Origin of the sequence: Hyphobacterium indicum (genome assembly GCF_003129605.1) — a bacterium.
Lineage (GTDB): Bacteria > Pseudomonadota > Alphaproteobacteria > Caulobacterales > Maricaulaceae > Hyphobacterium > Hyphobacterium indicum.
In genome coordinates, this window is sequence record NZ_QBDX01000002.1 from 334,178 (window position 1) to 353,697 (window position 19,520).

15 protein-coding genes and 1 tRNA gene are annotated in these 19,520 nt (G+C 57.8%); 9 read left to right on the plus strand and 7 right to left on the minus strand.

Translation table 11 applies throughout. From position 1 onward, the window contains the following. Positions 1-170: 170 nt before the first annotated feature. Positions 171-258 (plus strand) — tRNA-Ser (locus DBR16_RS05970). Between the two features lie 132 nt (positions 259-390). On the opposite strand, the gene DBR16_RS05975 is transcribed toward DBR16_RS05970, so the two are convergent. Further along, positions 391-2,580, minus strand: coding sequence for a M12 family metallo-peptidase (locus tag DBR16_RS05975; RefSeq protein ID WP_109260338.1), 2,190 nt, complete (start codon positions 2,578-2,580; stop codon positions 391-393). Between the two features lie 258 nt (positions 2,581-2,838). Here DBR16_RS05975 and DBR16_RS05980 point away from each other — a divergent pair, with 258 nt between their 5' ends. The 8 genes from DBR16_RS05980 to DBR16_RS06015 all read left to right on the plus strand — a co-directional run bounded on the left by DBR16_RS05980 (position 2,839) and on the right by DBR16_RS06015 (position 12,160). Beyond that, a complete protein-coding gene (locus DBR16_RS05980) occupies positions 2,839-4,761 on the plus strand; it encodes a M2 family metallopeptidase (protein ID WP_109260339.1) in 1,923 nt (640 codons plus the stop codon). A gap of 145 nt (positions 4,762-4,906) precedes the next feature. Beyond that, the gene (locus DBR16_RS05985; protein ID WP_109260340.1) at positions 4,907-5,752 is read left to right on the plus strand and encodes a tryptophan 2,3-dioxygenase; all 846 of its coding nucleotides are present in this window, start codon (positions 4,907-4,909) and stop codon (positions 5,750-5,752) included. After that, positions 5,752-6,381, plus strand: a complete 630-nt coding sequence (kynB, locus tag DBR16_RS05990; protein WP_109260341.1) for an arylformamidase — start codon at positions 5,752-5,754, stop codon at positions 6,379-6,381. The genes DBR16_RS05985 and kynB overlap by 1 nt, the downstream gene beginning before the upstream one ends. Before the next feature lies 1 nt (position 6,382). Further along, positions 6,383-7,624, plus strand: a complete 1,242-nt coding sequence (kynU, locus tag DBR16_RS05995; RefSeq protein WP_109260342.1) for a kynureninase — start codon at positions 6,383-6,385, stop codon at positions 7,622-7,624. After that, complete coding sequence (locus DBR16_RS06000) at positions 7,621-9,693, plus strand: 3-hydroxyacyl-CoA dehydrogenase NAD-binding domain-containing protein (protein WP_109260343.1); 2,073 nt, start codon at positions 7,621-7,623, stop codon at positions 9,691-9,693. The genes kynU and DBR16_RS06000 overlap by 4 nt, the downstream gene beginning before the upstream one ends. Further along, on the plus strand, positions 9,694-10,455 hold the full coding sequence (locus tag DBR16_RS06005; protein WP_109260344.1) for an SDR family NAD(P)-dependent oxidoreductase: 762 nt from the start codon (positions 9,694-9,696) through the stop codon (positions 10,453-10,455). Positions 10,456-10,506: 51 nt separating this feature from the next. Further along, positions 10,507-10,773 (plus strand): Lrp/AsnC ligand binding domain-containing protein, encoded by a 267-nt coding sequence (locus DBR16_RS06010; protein WP_109260345.1) that lies wholly within the window; start codon positions 10,507-10,509, stop codon positions 10,771-10,773. A gap of 4 nt (positions 10,774-10,777) precedes the next feature. Continuing rightward, on the plus strand, positions 10,778-12,160 hold the full coding sequence (locus DBR16_RS06015) for an L-serine ammonia-lyase (RefSeq protein WP_109260346.1): 1,383 nt from the start codon (positions 10,778-10,780) through the stop codon (positions 12,158-12,160). 6 nt (positions 12,161-12,166) lie between these two features. Here the strand turns inward: DBR16_RS06015 and DBR16_RS06020 are convergent, their stop codons facing one another. The 6 genes from DBR16_RS06020 to DBR16_RS06045 all read right to left on the minus strand — a co-directional run bounded on the left by DBR16_RS06020 (position 12,167) and on the right by DBR16_RS06045 (position 19,477). Next, entirely contained in the window at positions 12,167-13,138 is a 972-nt protein-coding gene (locus DBR16_RS06020) for an efflux RND transporter periplasmic adaptor subunit (RefSeq protein WP_161539423.1), read from the minus strand. A 139-nt stretch (positions 13,139-13,277) separates the two neighbouring features. Next, positions 13,278-16,373 (minus strand): efflux RND transporter permease subunit, encoded by a 3,096-nt coding sequence (locus tag DBR16_RS06025; protein ID WP_109260348.1) that lies wholly within the window; start codon positions 16,371-16,373, stop codon positions 13,278-13,280. 195 nt (positions 16,374-16,568) lie between these two features. Then, positions 16,569-17,072 (minus strand): hypothetical protein, encoded by a 504-nt coding sequence (locus DBR16_RS06030; protein ID WP_109260349.1) that lies wholly within the window; start codon positions 17,070-17,072, stop codon positions 16,569-16,571. Between the two features lie 86 nt (positions 17,073-17,158). Beyond that, on the minus strand, positions 17,159-17,797 hold the full coding sequence (locus DBR16_RS06035; protein WP_109260350.1) for a CoA transferase subunit B: 639 nt from the start codon (positions 17,795-17,797) through the stop codon (positions 17,159-17,161). A 2-nt stretch (positions 17,798-17,799) separates the two neighbouring features. After that, complete coding sequence (locus tag DBR16_RS06040; RefSeq protein WP_109260351.1) at positions 17,800-18,501, minus strand: CoA transferase subunit A; 702 nt, start codon at positions 18,499-18,501, stop codon at positions 17,800-17,802. Between the two features lie 67 nt (positions 18,502-18,568). Next, positions 18,569-19,477, minus strand: coding sequence for a YihY/virulence factor BrkB family protein (locus DBR16_RS06045; protein ID WP_109260352.1), 909 nt, complete (start codon positions 19,475-19,477; stop codon positions 18,569-18,571). Between the last annotated feature and the right edge of the window lie 43 nt (positions 19,478-19,520).

Below are 19,520 nucleotides of genomic sequence, written 5' to 3' on the forward strand. Positions count from 1 at the left end.
TGAACAGATCAGCGTCGCAATCATGATTGAAGACCGGGCTGAAATCTGCACAGCGCCTCTCCCACACCATAAAATCCCGCACTGTCTCTAATCGAAAGGAGTGAAACAAGTGTAAGCATTCACCAGTTGCCTTATACCGGCCTCCCCCGCTAAGAGGAAACATCATCTGCGGAGGGGTGGCAGAGTGGTCGATTGCGGCGGTCTTGAAAACCGTTGAGCCGCGAGGTTCCGGGGGTTCGAATCCCTCCCCCTCCGCCAGTCTATGAAAGCCCGGCATGTCTGCCGGGTTTTTCTGTGTTCAGTGATATCGGCAGGTCTGTCATGAGGCCTGAAAAAGGGGCCGCTCCGGAAAGCAGCCCCTCATCCAGTGTCGAATTCAGATTCGCAGACCTATTGGGTCCGGACCGCCACGCTTGTGGCTCCCACCGCATTACCACCCTCGGCAAAGCGGACGAAGACACGGTTCCGCGCCGGATCATTGCTGATCGCGGCTCCGGTCCCCCTTACGAAAATACCGAATGTGGCCGTGCCATTGGCACCCACAGCGAGATTCTGCGTTGCAGCACGCGCGGCCGTACAAGCCCCTGTCGCCGGGTTGGTCGGGCAAATCTCAATATTATTGATGGCCAGAGTCCGCCCTCCGGTGTCAGCGGAGACCACAATATTACCCGCATTCCCGACATTGGAGATTGCGACTGCAAAGACGCCAACGAAATTACCTGTTGTCGGAACATTCACGCGGCCCGGGTCACCAGATGTGGCCAGTGCGACGATGTCAGCAGACCCTGCAGCGGTTGACCGGAAAGTAAGCGAGTTCAGGCCCAGCGTATATTCCGCCGAACGACGATTGTCACAGAAGGCCTCGATGAAGAGATCGCTCTCATTGTTTGTGGATGGGTAGAAGCCTGGCGTGCCCACGCCATCGACGAAATCAGCAGCACTGGTAACCGAGAACAGGAAGTTCTGTGCGGCTCCCGCAGCAATACTGACGGGCGTATTCGCCGTACCTGTCAAGGCATTCGCCGGCGTCGTCGTCTGATAGGAGAATTGCGCCGGTGTTGCGCCTGCCAGACGCAATCCACAGCCGGTAGCCGTCGATCCTGTTGCGGTGGGATTGATGATGGTGGCAAACGCCGTGGCTGTTGTACCATTGGTCACTGACCGGGTAATTGGCAGTACCGATGATACGACACGCGGAGCTTCAGGTCGGAAGCTCACGACATTGAGACTGACCTCGCGTGCCGCCCGTGCATTGTCTGCCGGGTCGGAAGTCGAAGGACCATCAATCTGCGCAAAGGCAACTTGCTCCTGTCCCGGCGCAGCAATCCCGCACGCAGCACCATTCGGACAAAGATTGATATCCGGATTGGAGAAATACAGCGCTTCGGCCTCTCCACCGGGCCCATTCGGAGCCCCTTGCGGGCAGGTAATGCCAGCGCCTGATTGATAGGACATTATCGTGCCGAACGTGCAATCAACGCGGTGGCCATGTGCATAGGCCCGTACGCCGCCGCCGGGTGTGCCGCCGGCATCTTCAACATTGTGAGCAAAGCCCAGATTGTGGCCGATTTCATGAGCAAACGTGACGTCAGAACAGAAGCTGTACTGGCCTGCGGGATTATCGGTATCCGCAATCCAGTCGGCAGAAACCGAGTATCCGAAACGGGCACTATTGGCATTGATCACCCCATTGGTGGAAGGCTGGCCAATTCCCCAGGCAAGCCCGCATGAACTCTGTCCGGTCAGTGATCGCTGCAAGATGGCGACAAGATCCGCACCATAGGTCACGCCGGCCGCACGCAGAGCGCTCAAATCCTGCGTGACAGGCGTATCTCCATTCGGATCGCCCGAAAGATTGTTCAACGTTTCGCTCTGGTTAGCGGCATCATTATCCAGGGTCACCGAATCGAGGTGGACCAGACGCGCACGCAATCCGGTGTCAGAATCAATCAGCGCCTGATCAAGCACCGCCATCAGATATTGGACACGGCCTCCCGTGGCCAAGCCCCAGCGGGCAGAAAAACCTTGGGAATAGAAGACGGCAATATCAATAATTCCGTTGGAACCCACCGCTACGGCGTCAGCAGTGCCTTCTTCAATTTCAGCAACCCGCTCGCGTCCTTCCTGAACCACAAGATCATAATTCGGGATCAGCACGTCATTGGGATTCTGGAGAGGCTCACCACCCTCTGGCATCTGCATGATGCGGTGACCTCCGGCCTCCGGAACAATCATCCACAGACCGTCTTCAGTCTGGATTCGGCCGAAAACAAATCCGTTGGTCTGCGTAAGAAGAACCCGGTTATGGATCGTATGATCGGCAAGCCGCCCGACCCAGACCCGAGCCCCCAGCGATTGATCACCGATACGGTCAAGCTCGGCTTCATAACCTGGACCAAAATTCAGGGAGACACGCTCGCCGGCCTCCATTCGCATGATGTCCGGATTTAGCGATTCAAACATGATGCGGGTTTCACCATTGCTGTCAGCAATCGTGGAAACGCCGGCAAACATGTCATCTGCGAAGGCCATTACCGGCATTGCGGTCATCGCAATGCCAGCCCAGATCAATCTATTCATCAGTTTTCTCCCCGAAATTATTGCCAAATTTGATGTCGGCCACGCCAGCAAATCAACAGTCTTCACAAGCCTATACCGAAACTCGGGATGACACCAATAATTCCGTTAGACTCTCCCAAAAAATATTGCCGCAGCGATCTGCATCGGAATCCAATCATTCGGCCAAGCGTAGGTGAACACACAGATGCGGGGGTTACTTTCCGCTCAACACACGCGATAAAGGTAAACTGAATTTCTGTCGCCTTACGGGAGAAGAGCATGAAAACGTGGATGTATGGTGTCGCAGGCATGGCCCTGCTGGCCGCTGCCGGATGTAGCGAAAGCCAGAGTGACGCAGCGAATTTGGACCAGGACAATTCCGGAAGCGAGATGACATCCGATTCGGGCAGTCTGACCGCCGCAGACGCGAGGGCCTTCCTTGAGGAAACAGAGGCCGAACTTGCCGAATTCAATGAATATGCGAGCCGTGTTTTCTGGGTTTATTCCAACTTCATCACCGAAGACACCGAATATCTGGTGAGCCGGGTCAGCGCCGAAGGCACCGAAATGGCTGTCCGCATGGCGCTTGGCACCGCCCCTTTTGCCGATCTTGATCTGCCGCTGGATCTGCGCCGCAAGATGACCAATCTGACGGCAGGCATCACCCTGCCCGCCCCGTCCCGAGCCGGAGCGGCTGAGGAATTGGCAGAGCTGACCACGCGGATGAGCTCGGCCTACTCGACCGGAACCGTTTCCCTGGACCCGGAGCTTATCACCGCAGAGGAGATCACCGAGGCCACCGGCCGGGAGGATATCGACCTGGACGCAGTTCCGCTGGATACGATGGAAGTGCTGATGGGAACCGAGCGCGACCCGGATGTCCTGTCCGCCATGTGGCGCCAGTGGCGCGATGCCATCAATCCCGAACAGATGAGCCAGGATTATGCGGCCATGGTCGACCTGGCCAATGAGGGCGCGCGCGAGCTCGGCTTTTCCGATCTCGCCGAGATGTGGTTGTCAAATTACGACATGCCGGCCGACGAAATGGAAGCCGAGGTCGAACGGCTCTGGGGGCAGGTCGAGCCGCTCTACGAACAGCTTCATTGCTATGCGCGGGCAGAACTGAATGAAGAATATGGCGATGCGGTCCAAGCTGCCTCCGGCCCGATCCGTGCGGATTTGCTGGGCAATATGTGGGCACAGGGCTGGTCCCCTATCAGTGACATTGTCAGCGTCGGATCATCCGATCCCGGCTATGACCTGACCGAATTGCTGGTGGCCGCCGACTACGACGCCCATGAGATGGTCGAGGCCGGTGAACGTTTCTATACCTCTCTTGGCCTCGACCCGTTGCCGCAATCCTTCTGGGACCGGTCGCTGATCACGCGCCCGCGGGACCGGGATGTGGTTTGTCATGCCTCGGCATGGAACCTCGATTCCCGCGATGATATCCGCATCAAGATGTGCACCAATGTGAACGCTGAGGACTTCCGTACGGTTCACCACGAGCTGGGTCACAACTATTATCAACGCGCTTATCAGGATCAGGACACGCTGTTCCAGAATGGCGCTCATGACGGTTTCCACGAAGCCATTGGTGATTTTGTCGCGCTGTCAGTGACGCCGGAATATCTCGTCCAGATCGATCTGCTCGCCGCCGATCAGGTGCCGGGGGCCGAAGCCGATCTCGGGCTCCTGATGGACCTGGCGCTCGACAAGATCGCTTTCCTGCCGTTTGCGGTGATGATGGATCAATGGCGCTGGCGCGTCTTCCGCGGCGAGATCACGCCAGAGGAATACAATTCCGCATGGTGGGAGCTTCGTGATCAGTATCAGGGCGTTTACCCGCCCGTGGACCGGCCGGACACCGCATTTGATCCGGGTGCCAAATATCACATCGCCAATAATGTCCCGTATCTACGCTATTTTCTCAGCTATATCCTGCAATTCCAGTTCCAGCAGGCCGCGTGTGAAATGGCCGGATGGGAAGGACCGCTTCACCGCTGCACCGTCTATGGCAATGAGGAAGTTGGCCGCCGTTTCAACGAGATGATGGAAATGGGCGCGTCACAGCCCTGGCCGGACGCGCTGGAAGCCTTTACCGGCACGCGCGAAATGGACGGGTCCGCGATCATCGCTTATTTCCAGCCATTGATGACGCATCTGGAAGAAGAGAATGAGGGCCGTAATTGCGGCTGGTAGACCTTGTTTCAGAGTAAAAAAGGGGCGGTCCTGTCGGGCCGCCCTTTCCATTTCCGGTGCAGTTGATCCGGATACATCATGCCGCCTTCCGTCCCGGCACCTCCCGGACTAGTCTTCGCGCAAATCAAATGACTGGACCCTGCAAATGCCTGAAACCATCAGCACATCCGTCGATCTGTCGGGCGAAGACGTTCACTGGTCCCCGGAAGGCGGCCTGTCCTATGGGGCTTATCTCAAGCTCGACCACATCCTGAAAGCCCAATCGCCTTTGACCGCGGAGCACGACGAGATGATGTTCATCATCATCCACCAGGCTTCGGAATTATGGCTCAAGCTCTGCCTGCACGAACTTGATGCCGCCATTGATTGTATCAATCGGGGGGAATTCGGCCCGGCGTCAAAAATGCTGTCGCGCATCGCCCGGATCCAGGAACAGCTGACGCAATCCTGGGCCATTCTGGCCACCATGACGCCTGCCGATTACCTGAAGTTCCGCGACCGGCTGGGCCAGAGTTCCGGCTTCCAGAGCTATCAATACCGCATGCTGGAATACCGCCTGGGCAACAAGAATGCGGCCATGGCCCGGGTCCACGGAAAATCCGAGCACGCAGATGCCGTGCGGAAATATCTCAATCTCCCCAGCATTTACGACGAAGCTTTGAAACAACTGGCCAAAGCCGGGTTTGATATTCCGGCCGACCGTCTGGAGCGGGACTGGTCAGAACCCTACAAGCCCAGCGCTGAAGTCGAGGCGGCCTGGAAAGAGGTCTATTCCAACATCGAGGATCACTGGCAGCTGTATGAAATGGCCGAAAAGCTGGTGGATGTGGAACACAAATTCCAGCTCTGGCGCTTCAATCACATGAAGACCGTGGAGCGCATCATCGGCTATCGCCGCGGCACCGGCGGCACGGGCGGCGTCTCCTATCTCGTCAAGGCGCTGGATCTGCGTTTTTTCCCTGAATTGTGGACGGTCAGGACTTCGCTCTGATGGGGAAACGATTGATCGACATATCCCAAACCCTGCGGCCCGCCCTGCCCGTCTGGCCCGGGGACACCGCCTTTTCGCTGGATCAAGTCTGGACAATCGAGCCGGACTGTCCGGTCAATGTCTCCCGGCTGACGCTCTCCACCCATTCCGGTGCCCATGCTGATGCCCCGCTTCATTATGATCCGCAGGGCAAGGCCATCGCGGAGGTGGATCCGGAGATCTATATCGGCACCTGCCACGTCTTTGATGTCCGCAAGGCGACCAATCTTGTGCGCCCCACTGATTTCAACCTCGAAAATGCCGCAGGTTGCAAACGCATTCTGTTCCGCACCTTTGACCGCTTTCCGCACGATCAATGGGTCTCGGACTATGCGGCGATCGCACCGGACACGATTGATGCCCTGCATCATGCAGGCGTGAAGCTGGTTGGCATGGATGGACCGTCGCTTGACCCCGAAACATCGAAAACCCTGGACGCGCACCACGCCGTCAAACGCGCCGGAATGGCCATTCTCGAAGGCCTGGTGCTGGATGATGTCACCGAAGGCCGCTACGAACTGATCGCTGCACCATTGAAGATCGAGGGGGCTGATGCCTCCCCGGTCCGGGCGTTGTTGAGAGAGCTTTGACATGAGCCAGATCGGCCTTGACGACATCGAACGGCTGGATTTAGGCGACCCCGTCGCATTCTTCCGCGACCGCTTCGAGATACCCGATGGCGTGATTTATCTGGATGGTAATTCGCTTGGCTGCTTGCCTAAAGCCGCACGCGAGCGGATCAATGATGTTGTCGCCCGTGAATGGGGGCAGGATCTCATCCGCTCATGGAACACCAATGACTGGATCAACGCTCCCACGCGGATCGGCGACAAGATCGCGAAACTGATCGGCGTCAAATCGGGTGAAGTCATTGTCGGTGATAGCACCTCTGTCAATGTCTTCAAATGCTTGACAGCCTGCCTTCAACTGAATTCTGACCGCAATATTTTGCTTACGGAAACCGGGAATTTTCCAACCGACGCCTATATGACCGAAGGCCTGGCCGCGATTGCACCGGACCGGATCACGGCTCGCCTTGTTGAACCGGATGCGATTATTGAAAATCTGGATGATACGACAGCCGCCCTCCTCCTGACCCACACCCATTACAAGACCGGCCGGGTCCGCGATATGAAGGCGATAACCGCTGCCGCTCATGCCGCAGGCGTACCGGTCATCTGGGATTTGTCACATTCCTGCGGGGCCATGCCGGTCGACCTCAATGGCTGCGAAGCCGATTTTGCTGTCGGTTGCGGATATAAGTATCTCAATGGCGGACCCGGCGCTCCGGCCTTCACATTCGTGGCACGTCGGCATCAGGAAAAAGTGTTTCCGGCCCTGTCCGGCTGGCTGGGTCACAAACAGCCCTTTGCCTTCGACGATACCTATACGCCAGGCCCGGGCATTCATCGCTTTCAGTGCGGCACGCCGGGAATCATTGGCTGTGCTGCGCTGGAAACCGGCGTCGATCTGATGCTGGAAGCCGATATGGCCGCGCTGCGCAGCAAATCTTCGGCGCTCGGTGATCTCTTCATCCAGCTGGTTGAACAGCGCTGTGGCGCGTTCGGCTTTGAGCCCGCCTGCCCACTTGAGGCCGAGGACCGCGGCAGTCAGGTGAGTTTTCGTCATCCGGAAGGCTATGCCATCATGCAGGCGCTGATTGCGCGTGGTGTGATCGGGGATTTCAGGGCCCCGGACATTCTCCGTTTCGGCTTTGCACCGCTCTACAATTCCTATGCCGATGTCTGGAACGCAGTGGACACTCTGCGCGATGTCATGACAACGAACGAATGGAACCAGGCCCGTTTCAAACAGAAGGCGGCTGTCACATGAGTGAAATTGTTAGCACCGAAAGCCGCGGGGATTGCCTTGTCATCCGGGTAAATAATCCGCCGGTAAATGCCCTGGGGCACGCTGTTCGCGCAGGCGTCGTCACGGCGCTTGCAGATATTGGCGGTGCCAGATGTGCCGTGTTGCATTGTGAAGGCCGCACGTTTTTTGCCGGTGCCGATATCACAGAGTTCGGCAAACCGCCGCAATCGCCCTCTTTGCCGGAGATGATTGCCGCCCTTGAAGATTGCCCGGCACCTGTAATCGCGGCCATTCACGGTATGGCGCTGGGGGGCGGGCTCGAAACCGCCCTCGGCTGCGATTATCGCATCATTGACCGCAAGGCGCGTATCGGTTTTCCGGAGATTGATCTGGGCATTTTCCCGGGGGCTGGAGGCACCCAACGCGCGCCCCGCCTTGCCGGCATCGCCGCAACGCTTGGCATGACGCTTGATGGCAAACCGATTGATGCCACGCGGGCCGTCAAAACCGGCCTGTGTGATGAAATCTCTGATGGGGACATCCTCGAAAACGCCATTGAATTTGCGATGCAGCAATCGCAAAAACGCCGGATCAGGGACCTGCCGTCGCCGGTTGTGGATCAGCCCGCCATCGACGCAGAATTGGCCAAGGCAGCAAAGGCGCGGCGCGGCCAGATTGCGGTTGATAAGGCCACCGAAGCCGTCCTCGCTTCCGCTGCCCTGCCGTTTGAGCAGGGACTGGAAAAAGAACGAGAGCTTTTTCTCGAACTGATTGGCGGGCCGCAATCCCGCGCCATGCGTCATCTTTTCTTCTCCGAACGCCTCTCCGCCAAAGTCGACGGCCTGAACGCCTCACCAAAATCGCTTGGTCTGATTGGCGTCGTGGGTTCGGGAACGATGGGCAGCGGCATCGCCATGGCCTTTGCCAATGCCGGTTTCTCTGTCCGCCTCTTTGATGCCAATGCCGACGCCTTGAAAGCGGGAATGGAGAGAATTCGCAGCCTGTACATGGCATCTGCGGCCAAAGGACGAACCAGTGAAGCCGAAGCCCTGGATCGCTATGACCGTATCCAGCCCGCCCACAATTGGGAGGCGTTTTCTGCCTGTGATCTGATTATCGAAGCGGTTTTCGAGCGGATGGACGTCAAGAAAGCTGTCTTCGCGGAGCTGGACAAGGTTGCACGCGCCGACGCCATTCTGGCCACCAACACCTCCTATCTGGATGTCGATTCGATAGCTGCCGCGACAAAGGATCCGGCCCGTATTCTGGGCATGCATTTCTTTTCGCCGGCCAATGTCATGCGCCTTCTTGAAATCGTACGCGGGGCGAAGACATACGACATCACGTTGGCGACAGCACTGGACGCCGCAAAGCGGATCAAGAAGGTCCCTGTCGTGTCGGGCGTTTGCCATGGCTTCATCGGCAATCGCATGCTGAAAGGTTATGGCCGTGAGGCCGGGCTGTGCATGATGGAAGGCGCGGCACCTGAAGCCGTCGACAAGGCGCTGTACGATTTTGGCATGCCAATGGGGCCGCTGGCCATGGCTGATCTGGCCGGACTGGATATCGGCTATGACAATCGCCGTTCCATGACGGCGGGCGAGGATTACGAGCCCCTCGCCTCCCTGCTTCAGGACCGGCTTGTGGAAATAGGCCGCAAAGGTCAGAAGACAGGTGCGGGCATTTATAATTACGAACCTGGCAACCGCACGCCCCGACCTGACCCGGATGTCAACGCCATCATCGAACAACTCGCCGCGGAGCACGGCGTAAAACGGCGCGACGTCTCCAGCGAGGAGATTGTCGAGCGCTGCATGCTGGCGCTGATCAATGAGGGCGCGGCCATCCTGTCAGAGGGCATTGCCCAGCGGGCCAGCGATATCGACGTGGTTTATGCCAATGGGTACGGTTTCCCGCGTTATCGCGGCGGCCCCATGTTTTATGCAGACGAGCTCGGTGCCGGGCATATTCTCGAGCGTCTGGAAAATTATCAGGAAAAATACGGCCCCAAATGGTGGACGCCCTCCCCGCTGATCCGGGAATTGGCGGCCAGCGGCGGCACATTCGGACACTGGAAAAGGGATAGATAAATGGGACACTTGACCGGCCAGACGGCGGTAATCACAGGCGGCGGAACAGGCATCGGGCTCGCCATCGCACGGCGGCTGGCCACGGATGGTGCCAATTGTGTGCTAATGGGCCGAAATCTGGAACGCCTTGAAACCGGAGCGGCCAGTATCCCCCGGGCCCGCGCGATCCAGTGCGATGTCACTGATGCCGCAAGCGTTGCAACAGCTTTCGATGCCGCGCGCGCAGGGGGGGCGGTCACCATTTTGGTGAACAATGCCGGCATTGCCTCTTCCGCCCCGTTTCATCGCATGAGCGAGGAAGAATTCCTGCGTATCCAGGACGTCAATGTCACCGGCGTGTTCCGCTGCACCCGGGCGGTGACCAATGATTTGCGCGCTGCAGACTCCGGCCGCCTCATCAATATTTCCTCGATCGCGGGGCTTTCAGGAGGACCTTACATCTCTCATTATTGCGCCTCGAAACATGCGGTCATCGGTATGACCCGGGCGCTGGCGGCTGAATGGGCGAAGACCAACACGACGGTGAATGCGATATGCCCCGGCTACGTCCGTACCGAAATGGCGGAAGGCGCGATCCGGACGATCATCGAGAAAACCGGTGCCAACCGTGACCAGGCGATTGCCGAGCTGGCCAAGAGCAATCCGCAAGGCCGGCTTCTGGAAGTCGAGGAAGTCGCCGAGATTGCCGGCTGGCTCTGCCATCCGGACAGCCGCAGCGTGAATGGCCAGGCCATTGCGTTAAATGGCGGACATTCCATGTAGGAAGCAAAGGCGTTTAAGCCTAGAAAGACTGCGACAGTCAGTGAGGGTGTGATGCGTCAATTCTACGTTTTTATCAAATGCGAGCTGGGCCGGACTTATGATGTGGCCAGTGACATCGTCGATCAGATCGACGAGGCACGGCATGTCCATTCGGTCTCCGGCGTTTATGATCTCCTCGCGCATTTTTCGGTCGAGGCCGACGAGGATATCGGCCGCTTTGTAAACCAGCGCCTGCAAGTCCTGCCGGGAATCAAGGACACCCAGACAATCCTCTGTTTCAACGCTTTTACACCTGACCGCGGTCTGGGCGAAGGCTGACCCCATGCATCTAGGCGTCTTCGACCTCTTCAAGATCGGCGTCGGCCCTTCCAGTTCCCATACGGTCGGGCCGATGAAAGCCGCCGCAACATTTGTCTCGCGTGTGCAAGATGAGCACGGCCTGGAATCCATCACGCGCCTTCAGGCCGAGCTTTATGGCTCACTGGCCTTTACCGGCGTCGGGCATGGCACAGACAATGCAATCCTTTTGGGCCTCGAAGGCGAGGATCCGGCCACCATCGACCCCGACTCCATGGCGGGGAAAATCGAGCGTATCCGGAAGGAAAACCGGCTCAAGGCCGGCGGCGAATATGAAATCACTTTCAACGCCGGAGAAGATCTGATCTTTGATGGTGGGACACGCCTGCCTTTCCACTCAAATGCAATGAAATTCCGTGCTTTGGATAAATATGGTGAAGTTCTGCGCGAGGAAATATGGTATTCCATCGGCGGCGGTTTCGTCATTGATGAACGCGAAGCCGGACGCAACTCCGCAGTCGGTGATCAGGAGGGAGAGCCCTACCCCTTCAACACTGGCGACGAGCTCATCGCAATTGGCAAGGAACACGGCCTCTCGATTCCGGAAATCATGCTGGCGAACGAGATGGCTTTCCGCTCCGAAGCGGAAATTCGTGACGGCATCAAGACCATCTGGAAAGCTATGGAGGACTGCATTGATCGCGGTCTGCGCCATGATGGCATTTTGCCGGGTGGATTGAATGTGAAGCGGCGCGCCGCAAAGATGCATCGCTCCCTTCTGGAGAATCCGGACAAGGCCGAAGCCGATCCTCTCACCGCGATGGATTGGATCAATCTCTGGGCCATGGCCGTCAACGAGGAAAACGCCGCGGGCGGGCGCGTCGTCACCGCGCCGACCAATGGTGCCGCCGGTATCATTCCAGCCGTCGCCCGCTATTTCGACCGGCACCATCGCCGCACAGGCGATACGGAATCGATGTTGCGTTTCTTCCTGACCGCAGCGGCGATCGGAGCGCTCTACAAGAAGAATGCCTCTATCTCCGGCGCGGAAGCCGGATGCCAGGGGGAAGTCGGTGTCGCCTGTTCAATGGCCGCCGGAGGCTTGGCCGCAGCTATGGGCGGCACCAACCAGCAGATCGAGAACGCCGCCGAGATCGGCATGGAGCACAATCTCGGCCTGACCTGCGATCCGGTCGCCGGGTTGGTACAAATCCCCTGCATTGAGCGCAATGCCATTGGTGCCGTGAAAGCCATCGATGCGGCCCGCCTCGCCTTGTCAGGCGATGGCGAACACAAGGTTTCGCTGGATCAGGTGATCAAGACGATGAGCGACGTCGCCAAGGACATGTCGGACAAGTACAAGGAGACCTCGCAAGGCGGTCTCGCGATCAACGTCCCGGTTTGCTAGCAGACGCTAGTTGGCAATATTGCCGCCACCCGTTGCGCCATTTGCCGATGCCAGGTCACCAAGGATGTTGACGGCCTGTCCCGGGCGCAGATTTTCCGCACCGCGCACGACAACCCGGTCGCCAGCTTCCAGTTCGCCTGTGACAGCGATCATACCGTCACCGCGGGTTCCGGCCTCGACGTGAACCTGACGCACAGTGTCATCCTCTTCGACCACCCAGACATGAGAGCCTTGCGACCGCAGCACGAGCGCATCTTGCGGCACAGCTATGACATGCTCACTGGGCGCGCGCGGCAAATGCACCCGGACCGCCGTTCCAGCGATCCAGGGCGAGTCTTCCAGATCAACGCGAACCTCGAAGGTGCGCGTTGCCTCGTCACCCACAGGGATAATCCGGCGCACGGGCGCATTGATGGCCTGCTCGCCATCGCTGACGGATACCTCCTCTCCAACTGTTATGTATGCCGCAACTGCAATCGGGGCCTGTGCGCGGGCTTCCAGCGCCGAAGTGTTTACAAGGCGGACGATCTCCCGCCCCGGATTTGAATACTCACCGACTTCAATCAGACGCTCGACGACACGGCCATCAAACGGAGCAAGAATTTCCATTCGCTCCAGTGTCAGCCGCGCGCGTTGGACCGCACTACGGGCCTCCGCCACCTCCTGCAACGCCAGATTCCGCGCCAGTTCGGCCTCTCGCAGACGGGTTTGAGGGGCCGTGCCGGCGTCTGCCAGTCGCGACCAGCGCTCGTATTCCGCATTCTGGTAGTCAGCGTTGGCTGACAGACGCGCCAAACGCGCTTGCGCTTCACCCAATTGCAGACGTGGCTCCGCATCATCCAGCCGCGCCACAGCCTCGCCTTCCGAAACCAGATCTCCCGGCTCCGCGACATAGACCACTCGGCCGACACCTTCCGAGGCAATACGGGAATCACTGCGGCTGACAACGGTTGCGGGACTTTGAATGGTCGGCGCCATGTCGGCTTCAATGGCCAAACCGATCCGCACAGGGGCCGGCGGTGGTCCCCCCTCACCCTGTCCTTGTTGGGCCAGAGTTATCGTTGCTGACATCATAAACGCAGCAATGAGCATGATCATATGTTTGAGAGGCATCAGGTTACTCCGCCGGTGCGAGTCCGGATTGACCCTGACGGGCCGGTGAATGCTCGCCCAGCCTTAGCAGGCTAGGAATAAGGATAAGGGTAAAAATCAGGCTGACACTCATGCCGCCGACAATCGCCGCCGCAAGACCGCGATAGATTTCGCTGCCGGCACCGGGGAAAACCAGCAATGGGGTCATGCCCAGTATGCTGGTCAGGGTGGACATGAAAATCGGACGAAGCCGGATGCGCAATGCTTGCTCTACCGCATCGGTTCGCGACAGGCCTTCGCGCTCGCCCTGCCGCGTTTGATCAACCAGCAGAATAGCATTGTTGATAACCAGCCCCAGAAGAATGATGAAGCCCATCATGGTCAGCAGGTCCAGCGGCTGTCTTTGCTGCGTGGTCGCCTGCATGACCATGTCGAGAATACGTAGCACGGCCACACCGCCGACTGTGGCCAACGGGATGGAGATTAGAACCAGCAACGCATCCCGTATTGATCGGAACAGGCCCGCAAGGATCAGGAAAAGAATGAACAATGCAAAAGCAAAATTCTGAAGCATGGTCCGGATCGCACGATTGAGGCTGTCGGCACTGCCGCCGTAAACAATGGATCCATCCTGACCGAGCGTCTGCATCAAGACGGGCTCGACTTCCGCCTGAATCGTATCCAGGACTTCCTGTAGCGTCTGGCCTTCAGGCTGAGAGATGTTGAGCGTGATGGTGCGGCGCCGGTCTACCCGTTGAATTCCGGCCGGGGACAGGCTTTCACGCACTTCGACAAGGTCGCCGAGCGGAACAATTGCCCCGGAAGGTGTAGCAACCGGAATCCCTTCCAGCTCCTGTACATTTTCCCAGCCATCACTTCGAAGGATCATGTTCAGCCGTTGATCGCCATCAAAATATTCACCGACAAACTGACCATCTCCCAATGCCGCGATGACGCTTCCGACCTGTTGCCGGGTCCAGCCGGATTCCTGGATGCGGCGGTCATTGGGAAGAATCGAAAGGCTGGGCTGAGTTGCCTGCGGTGATGGGTTGGCGTTGATGTTGGTGCCCGGAAACCGCGCCCGCAAGAGTCCCAGACCTTCCACGGCCGCAGCAGAAAGCCGGTCTGGGTCGGCGGACTGCAGATTGATCTGGATACCGCCACCCTGCCCGAATCCGCCAAACAATTCGCCGCGGAAGGCGAAGGCACCGACATCGGGAATGCCGGCGATCAGCTCATCCCGGACGAGTGTTTCCAGCGCGCGGATATCCTCGATATTCCTGGCCCGGAATCCGGCATTGGCGAATGTGCCAAATGTACCGAAATAGTAGTTCAGCAGCGCCGGCTCTTCCTCACCGGCCATATAGGGAGCCGCCCGCTCGATCACGACACTGGCAACTTCTTCATCCACCCAGGCTGGGTTCGCACCCGGCGGCAGTTGAAAAAAGACATCAATGGCATCACGGCGAACCGGTGGCAGATAATCCAGATTGGGCAACAGAAACCAGCTGGCGGCGGCGGGAACGACTATGAGTCCCGCAATCAGGCCTATGCGGCGCGACCGTCCGCCCGTTATCCGCATGAGTTGGGTAGTCAGTTTTTCAATGACCGGCTGACCCGTGGAATTGTTTTTGTCGCGAACCCATTTTTCAGTCGCAACCGGCAGAATGGTAACAGCGACAAACATGGAAATCGCCACGCCCACGGCAATAGTTATCGCCAGATCGGCAAAGAGCTGCCCCTCGGCATCGTCCAGAAAAATAATCGGCAGAAAGATTGCGACCGTCGTCGTCGTCGAGGCAAACAGCGCTCCCCAGACTTGCCCTGCTCCTTTGTCCGAGGCCGTGCGCGGATCATCTCCCGCTTCACGCCTCCGGATAATGTTTTCCATGACCACGATCGCCGCATCGAGGACCATGCCGGTGGCAAAGGCGAGCCCTGCCAGCGAAATCACATTCAAGGTGCGCCCGAGCGCAAATAGCACGATCAAGGTTGCCAGGAGGCTGACCGGAATGGCGAGTGAAATGATGAGTGTAGCGCGGCTGCGGCGCAGGAACAGCCAGAGCCCGCCGATCGCCAGAACAATCCCAAGCGCCAGATTTGTGCGCAGCAGGTTGATCGCACGGTATATGAAGACGGAGGCGTCGAACGAGGGCTGCATGGAAAGCCCCAGCTCAGCCGCCTCATTCGCGTTGATTGCCTCGATTTCCGCCTTCACCGCTTCAAGAGCCGCAAGGAAATTCGCACCGTTTTCCCGCGTGATCTGGATGCCGATTGCCGGATTTCCATTCTGATAGGCGAATGTATTGTTCTCGCCATAGTCTATCCGGGCATCGGCGACATCCCGCAGATATACGGGCCGCCCGTCACGCCAATCAACAACGAGTTCAGCCAGCTCGCTGGGGTCGTATTCGCCCTCATACCGCACCGTGAAGGCGCGGCGGCCGATTGTGGCGTCACCGCCGGAAACATCTGTATTCCCACGCAAAGCCGCTGCGATTTCAGGAATGGTGACGCCAAGCGCCGCGGCGCGATAGGGATCGAAAACAATCTGGTATTCCTGTGGCCGCAATCCCCAATTGGCCTGGGCATTGGCAACGCCGGGCAAGGCCGAGAGGCGCGGCACGATCGTGTTGTTGATGAAATCGCTGTAATCATTGATTTCCCGCGGATTTCCTGGCAACGCCTGAACGAAATAATAGATCAGGATCTCGCCCGATCCGCCGCCAAAGCCATTATTGATATTCGGGCCTACTGCATCCAGCGGCATGGGCGGCAACTGGTTCATGCGGCCAATGACGTCGATCAACGCCTGATCCATATCCGTACCGTTGGCGAATGTAAGATTCAGGAAAGCCCCGCCCTGTCCAATGTTTACACGCAGCTCTTCAAGCCCGGAAATGCCCGCAAGGGCTTGCTCCTGCGGCTCGACGATCTGGGATTCCATTTCCTGCGGAGATGCCGCGCGCCAGAATGTCTGGATGAAGAGCTGCGGCCGGTTTGTATCCGGAAAAAGCTGCACGGGGAGCCGAGTCACGCTCATTGCGCCGATCACTGCAATCAGCATGACCCCGATCAGAATGGCGACCGGGTTGTTAAGGGCAAAGCGTGTCAAAGGCATTTGTGCGTCTCCCTCGCAATGAGAGATAAATGCGACGACGCGTATAATTTACCTAGTTAAACTATGGACAGGCGCCTCACGCGGTTGTGAAGGAATGCTTCGTCAATCGCAATCGATATAGTCAAAGACAGTTCGGACAAATGGGATGAGTTTTCAGAAATTCGACTCCATTTTCCGATTCCTGCTAGTTCGCACTTATCGTGAAAGCTGATCAGCAACTTCAATACAATTCCGTTTGTGGCCACCGAAATTGAAGATCATAGGATTGACGGCTCTAGCGTACTCTACCGCTTCGCCATAAATCGCTTCGGCCTCCAAAAGAAGTAATTCTGCATCATTCGGTTCGATGACCAGTTCATCAAGATGTTCTTCTAACACTCGCGCCCGAGCGAGAGCAGCTCTGGAAAACGGGGACCCTACCCTTGTTTGGAACCCGTCGCGCCTGACAATCATCGCGCAATACGCCATATCGCTTGCATTGGTTGGGTCGGGAGTGTTGTCACCAGACCCTTCCGACTGACCGGTCAGACCTGTGGTAAACGGTGTTTGCTCATACAGTTCCAAGCGATCCCAGACCATTTCCTCTGTGTACACCTGCCCGTTTATCTCCAGAGTTGCTTCTGGAGCTTCAGGCCCTTTTTGCCCTGAAACAGACGTGGCCAACAAGAAATTCAAGAACAAGACTGTGGTGAGGTTCATTTCTCAGCACCTTGAAGCAACTAGTCTCAACAAACCAAATACCAAGAGGAGAGTGTTTCACCGAAAATTCGATCGGCCTTCCATCTCTAAACCAGAGCGTCGGCGAAGCGGGCCTCGGTCTGCGCTTTCACGTCATCCACCGTCACCTCCGGGGCGAGCTCGACCAGAATCAGCCCGTCGCCGGTCACGTCGAAGACGCCGAGATTGGTAATGATCCGGTCGACAACGCCGGTGCCGGTCAGCGGCAGCGAGCACTGTTTCAACAGCTTCGGATCACCCGTCTTGGACGTATGATCCATAATGACCACCACCCGCTTGACTCCTGCAACGAGATCCATCGCGCCGCCCATGCCCTTGACCATCTTGCCCGGGATCATCCAGTTGGCGATGTCGCCGGATTCGGAGACTTCCATGGCGCCGAGAATGGACAGGTCGATATGCCCGCCGCGGATCATGGCAAAACTGTCGGCAGAGGAAAAATAGCTGGTCCGGCGTAATTCCGTGATGGTCTGTTTGCCGGCATTGATCAGGTCCGGATCTTCCTCGCCTTCATAAGGGAAAGGGCCCATGCCCAGCATGCCGTTTTCCGATTGCAGCGTGACATCAATGCTTTCATCGATGAAGTTCGCCACCAGGGTCGGGATACCGATACCGAGATTGACGTAGAAGCCGTCTTCCATCTCCTGCGCCGCGCGGCGCGCCATGTCTTCGCGTGTCCAGGCCATGATCAACCCTCCCTCGTCCGCGTGGTGCGCTGTTCGATCCGCTTTTCAAACTCGCCCCTGATCAGGCGCTGAACAAATATACCCGGCGTGTGGATATGATCGCCATCCAGTTCGCCGACCTCGACGATCTCTTCAACCTCGGCCAGCGTCACCTTGCCGGCCGTCGCCATCATCGGATTGAAATTCCGTGCGGTTTTCCGATAGATCAGATTGCCTTGCGTGTCGGCCTTCCAGGCTTTCACGATCGAAAGGTCAGCCGTCAGACCGGTTTCCATGATGTAGGTTTCGCCGTTGAAATCGCGATGGTCCTTGCCCTCGGCAATAACGGTGCCGACGCCGGTTTTGACGTAGAAGCCGGGAATGCCCGCCCCGCCCGCGCGGATGCGTTCAGCCAGCGTGCCCTGCGGGTTGAATTCCAGCTCCAGCTCGCCGGACAGGAATTGGCGCTCGAATTCCTTGTTCTCGCCGACATAGGAGGAAACCATTTTCCGGATCCGCTTCGCATCCAGCAATTTTCCCAGCCCGAAGCCGTCCACTCCGCAATTATTCGATATGATGGTCAGATCCTTGATGCCGGAGTCCAGAATGGCATCAATCGCATTTTCCGGAATGCCGCACAGGCCGAACCCGCCGGCCATGATGGTCATGCCGTCAAACAGCACACCGTCCAGTGCGGTTGAGGCATCGGGAAATATCTTGTTCATCAGATGTCCTTGGCTGGGAATTTATGATGTGTGCCCCGCTTATATCGCGTGCAGAAAAATTGGCCAGTCATTCGCGGTGACGTTGCTCAGCCAGCCGCCTTTTATCGATCTCGACCGCCATGGCACCGCCAAAGAAGACCGTATAAGAACCCCAATAGATCCAGAGCAGAAAGACGATCAGTGCGCCGATCGAGCCATAGGCGGTCGGATTGACCCATCCGCTGACATAATACGAAAACCCGGCCGACAGAGAGAGCCATAACCCGCAGGCCGTCGAAGCTGCAATCAGCGAGGCAATCCAGCTGATTTCACCTGCCCGCCGCATCAGATAGCGATAAAGCAGCACCAGCGCGGAAATCATGGTGACGCTGACCGCCGTCCATTCGTTGAATACCGAATTCAGAATGGAGATTTCCCAGCCCAGCCATCGTATGGCCGGCCGGACGATATTGGGGATCGCAAGAACCATGATGTTCGACACGATCAGCAATACACCGCCGACAATCACGGTCATGATGGCGAGCACGTTGAATTTGATCACATTCCGGAAATCCCCCATGCCCGCGATCTGGTTCAGGCCGGCGATCAGCGCCTTGGCACCGCGCGATGCCGCAAACACCGTAATGGTCAGCGCCAGCAGCCCCTGTAAGGACAGTGCGGTCCTCGAAGTTCCGGCGAGGGGGGCAATCTGGGTCTCGACAAACGCCTGCGCCGACTCAGGCATGACACTGGACAGCCGCGCCAGTTGCTGGCTGGCATCCGTTGCATCGAAGATCAGTCCGTAGGCCACCGCGGCGACCGCAATCAGCGGAAAGATCGCCAGCAGGGTAAAGAATGATACACCTCCGGCAAACAGCATGACCTCCCGCGCCATGGTCCGGCTGACCGAAGCGATGACGATTGCCAGTGGCGGCCAGGTCAGAACCGGTTTGATCAGGTCGCGGTAGATGTCTGCGAGGATATGAAATCGTTTCATACCGGAGCCAATAACGCGATTTCGCGGGTTCGGAAACAGAAAC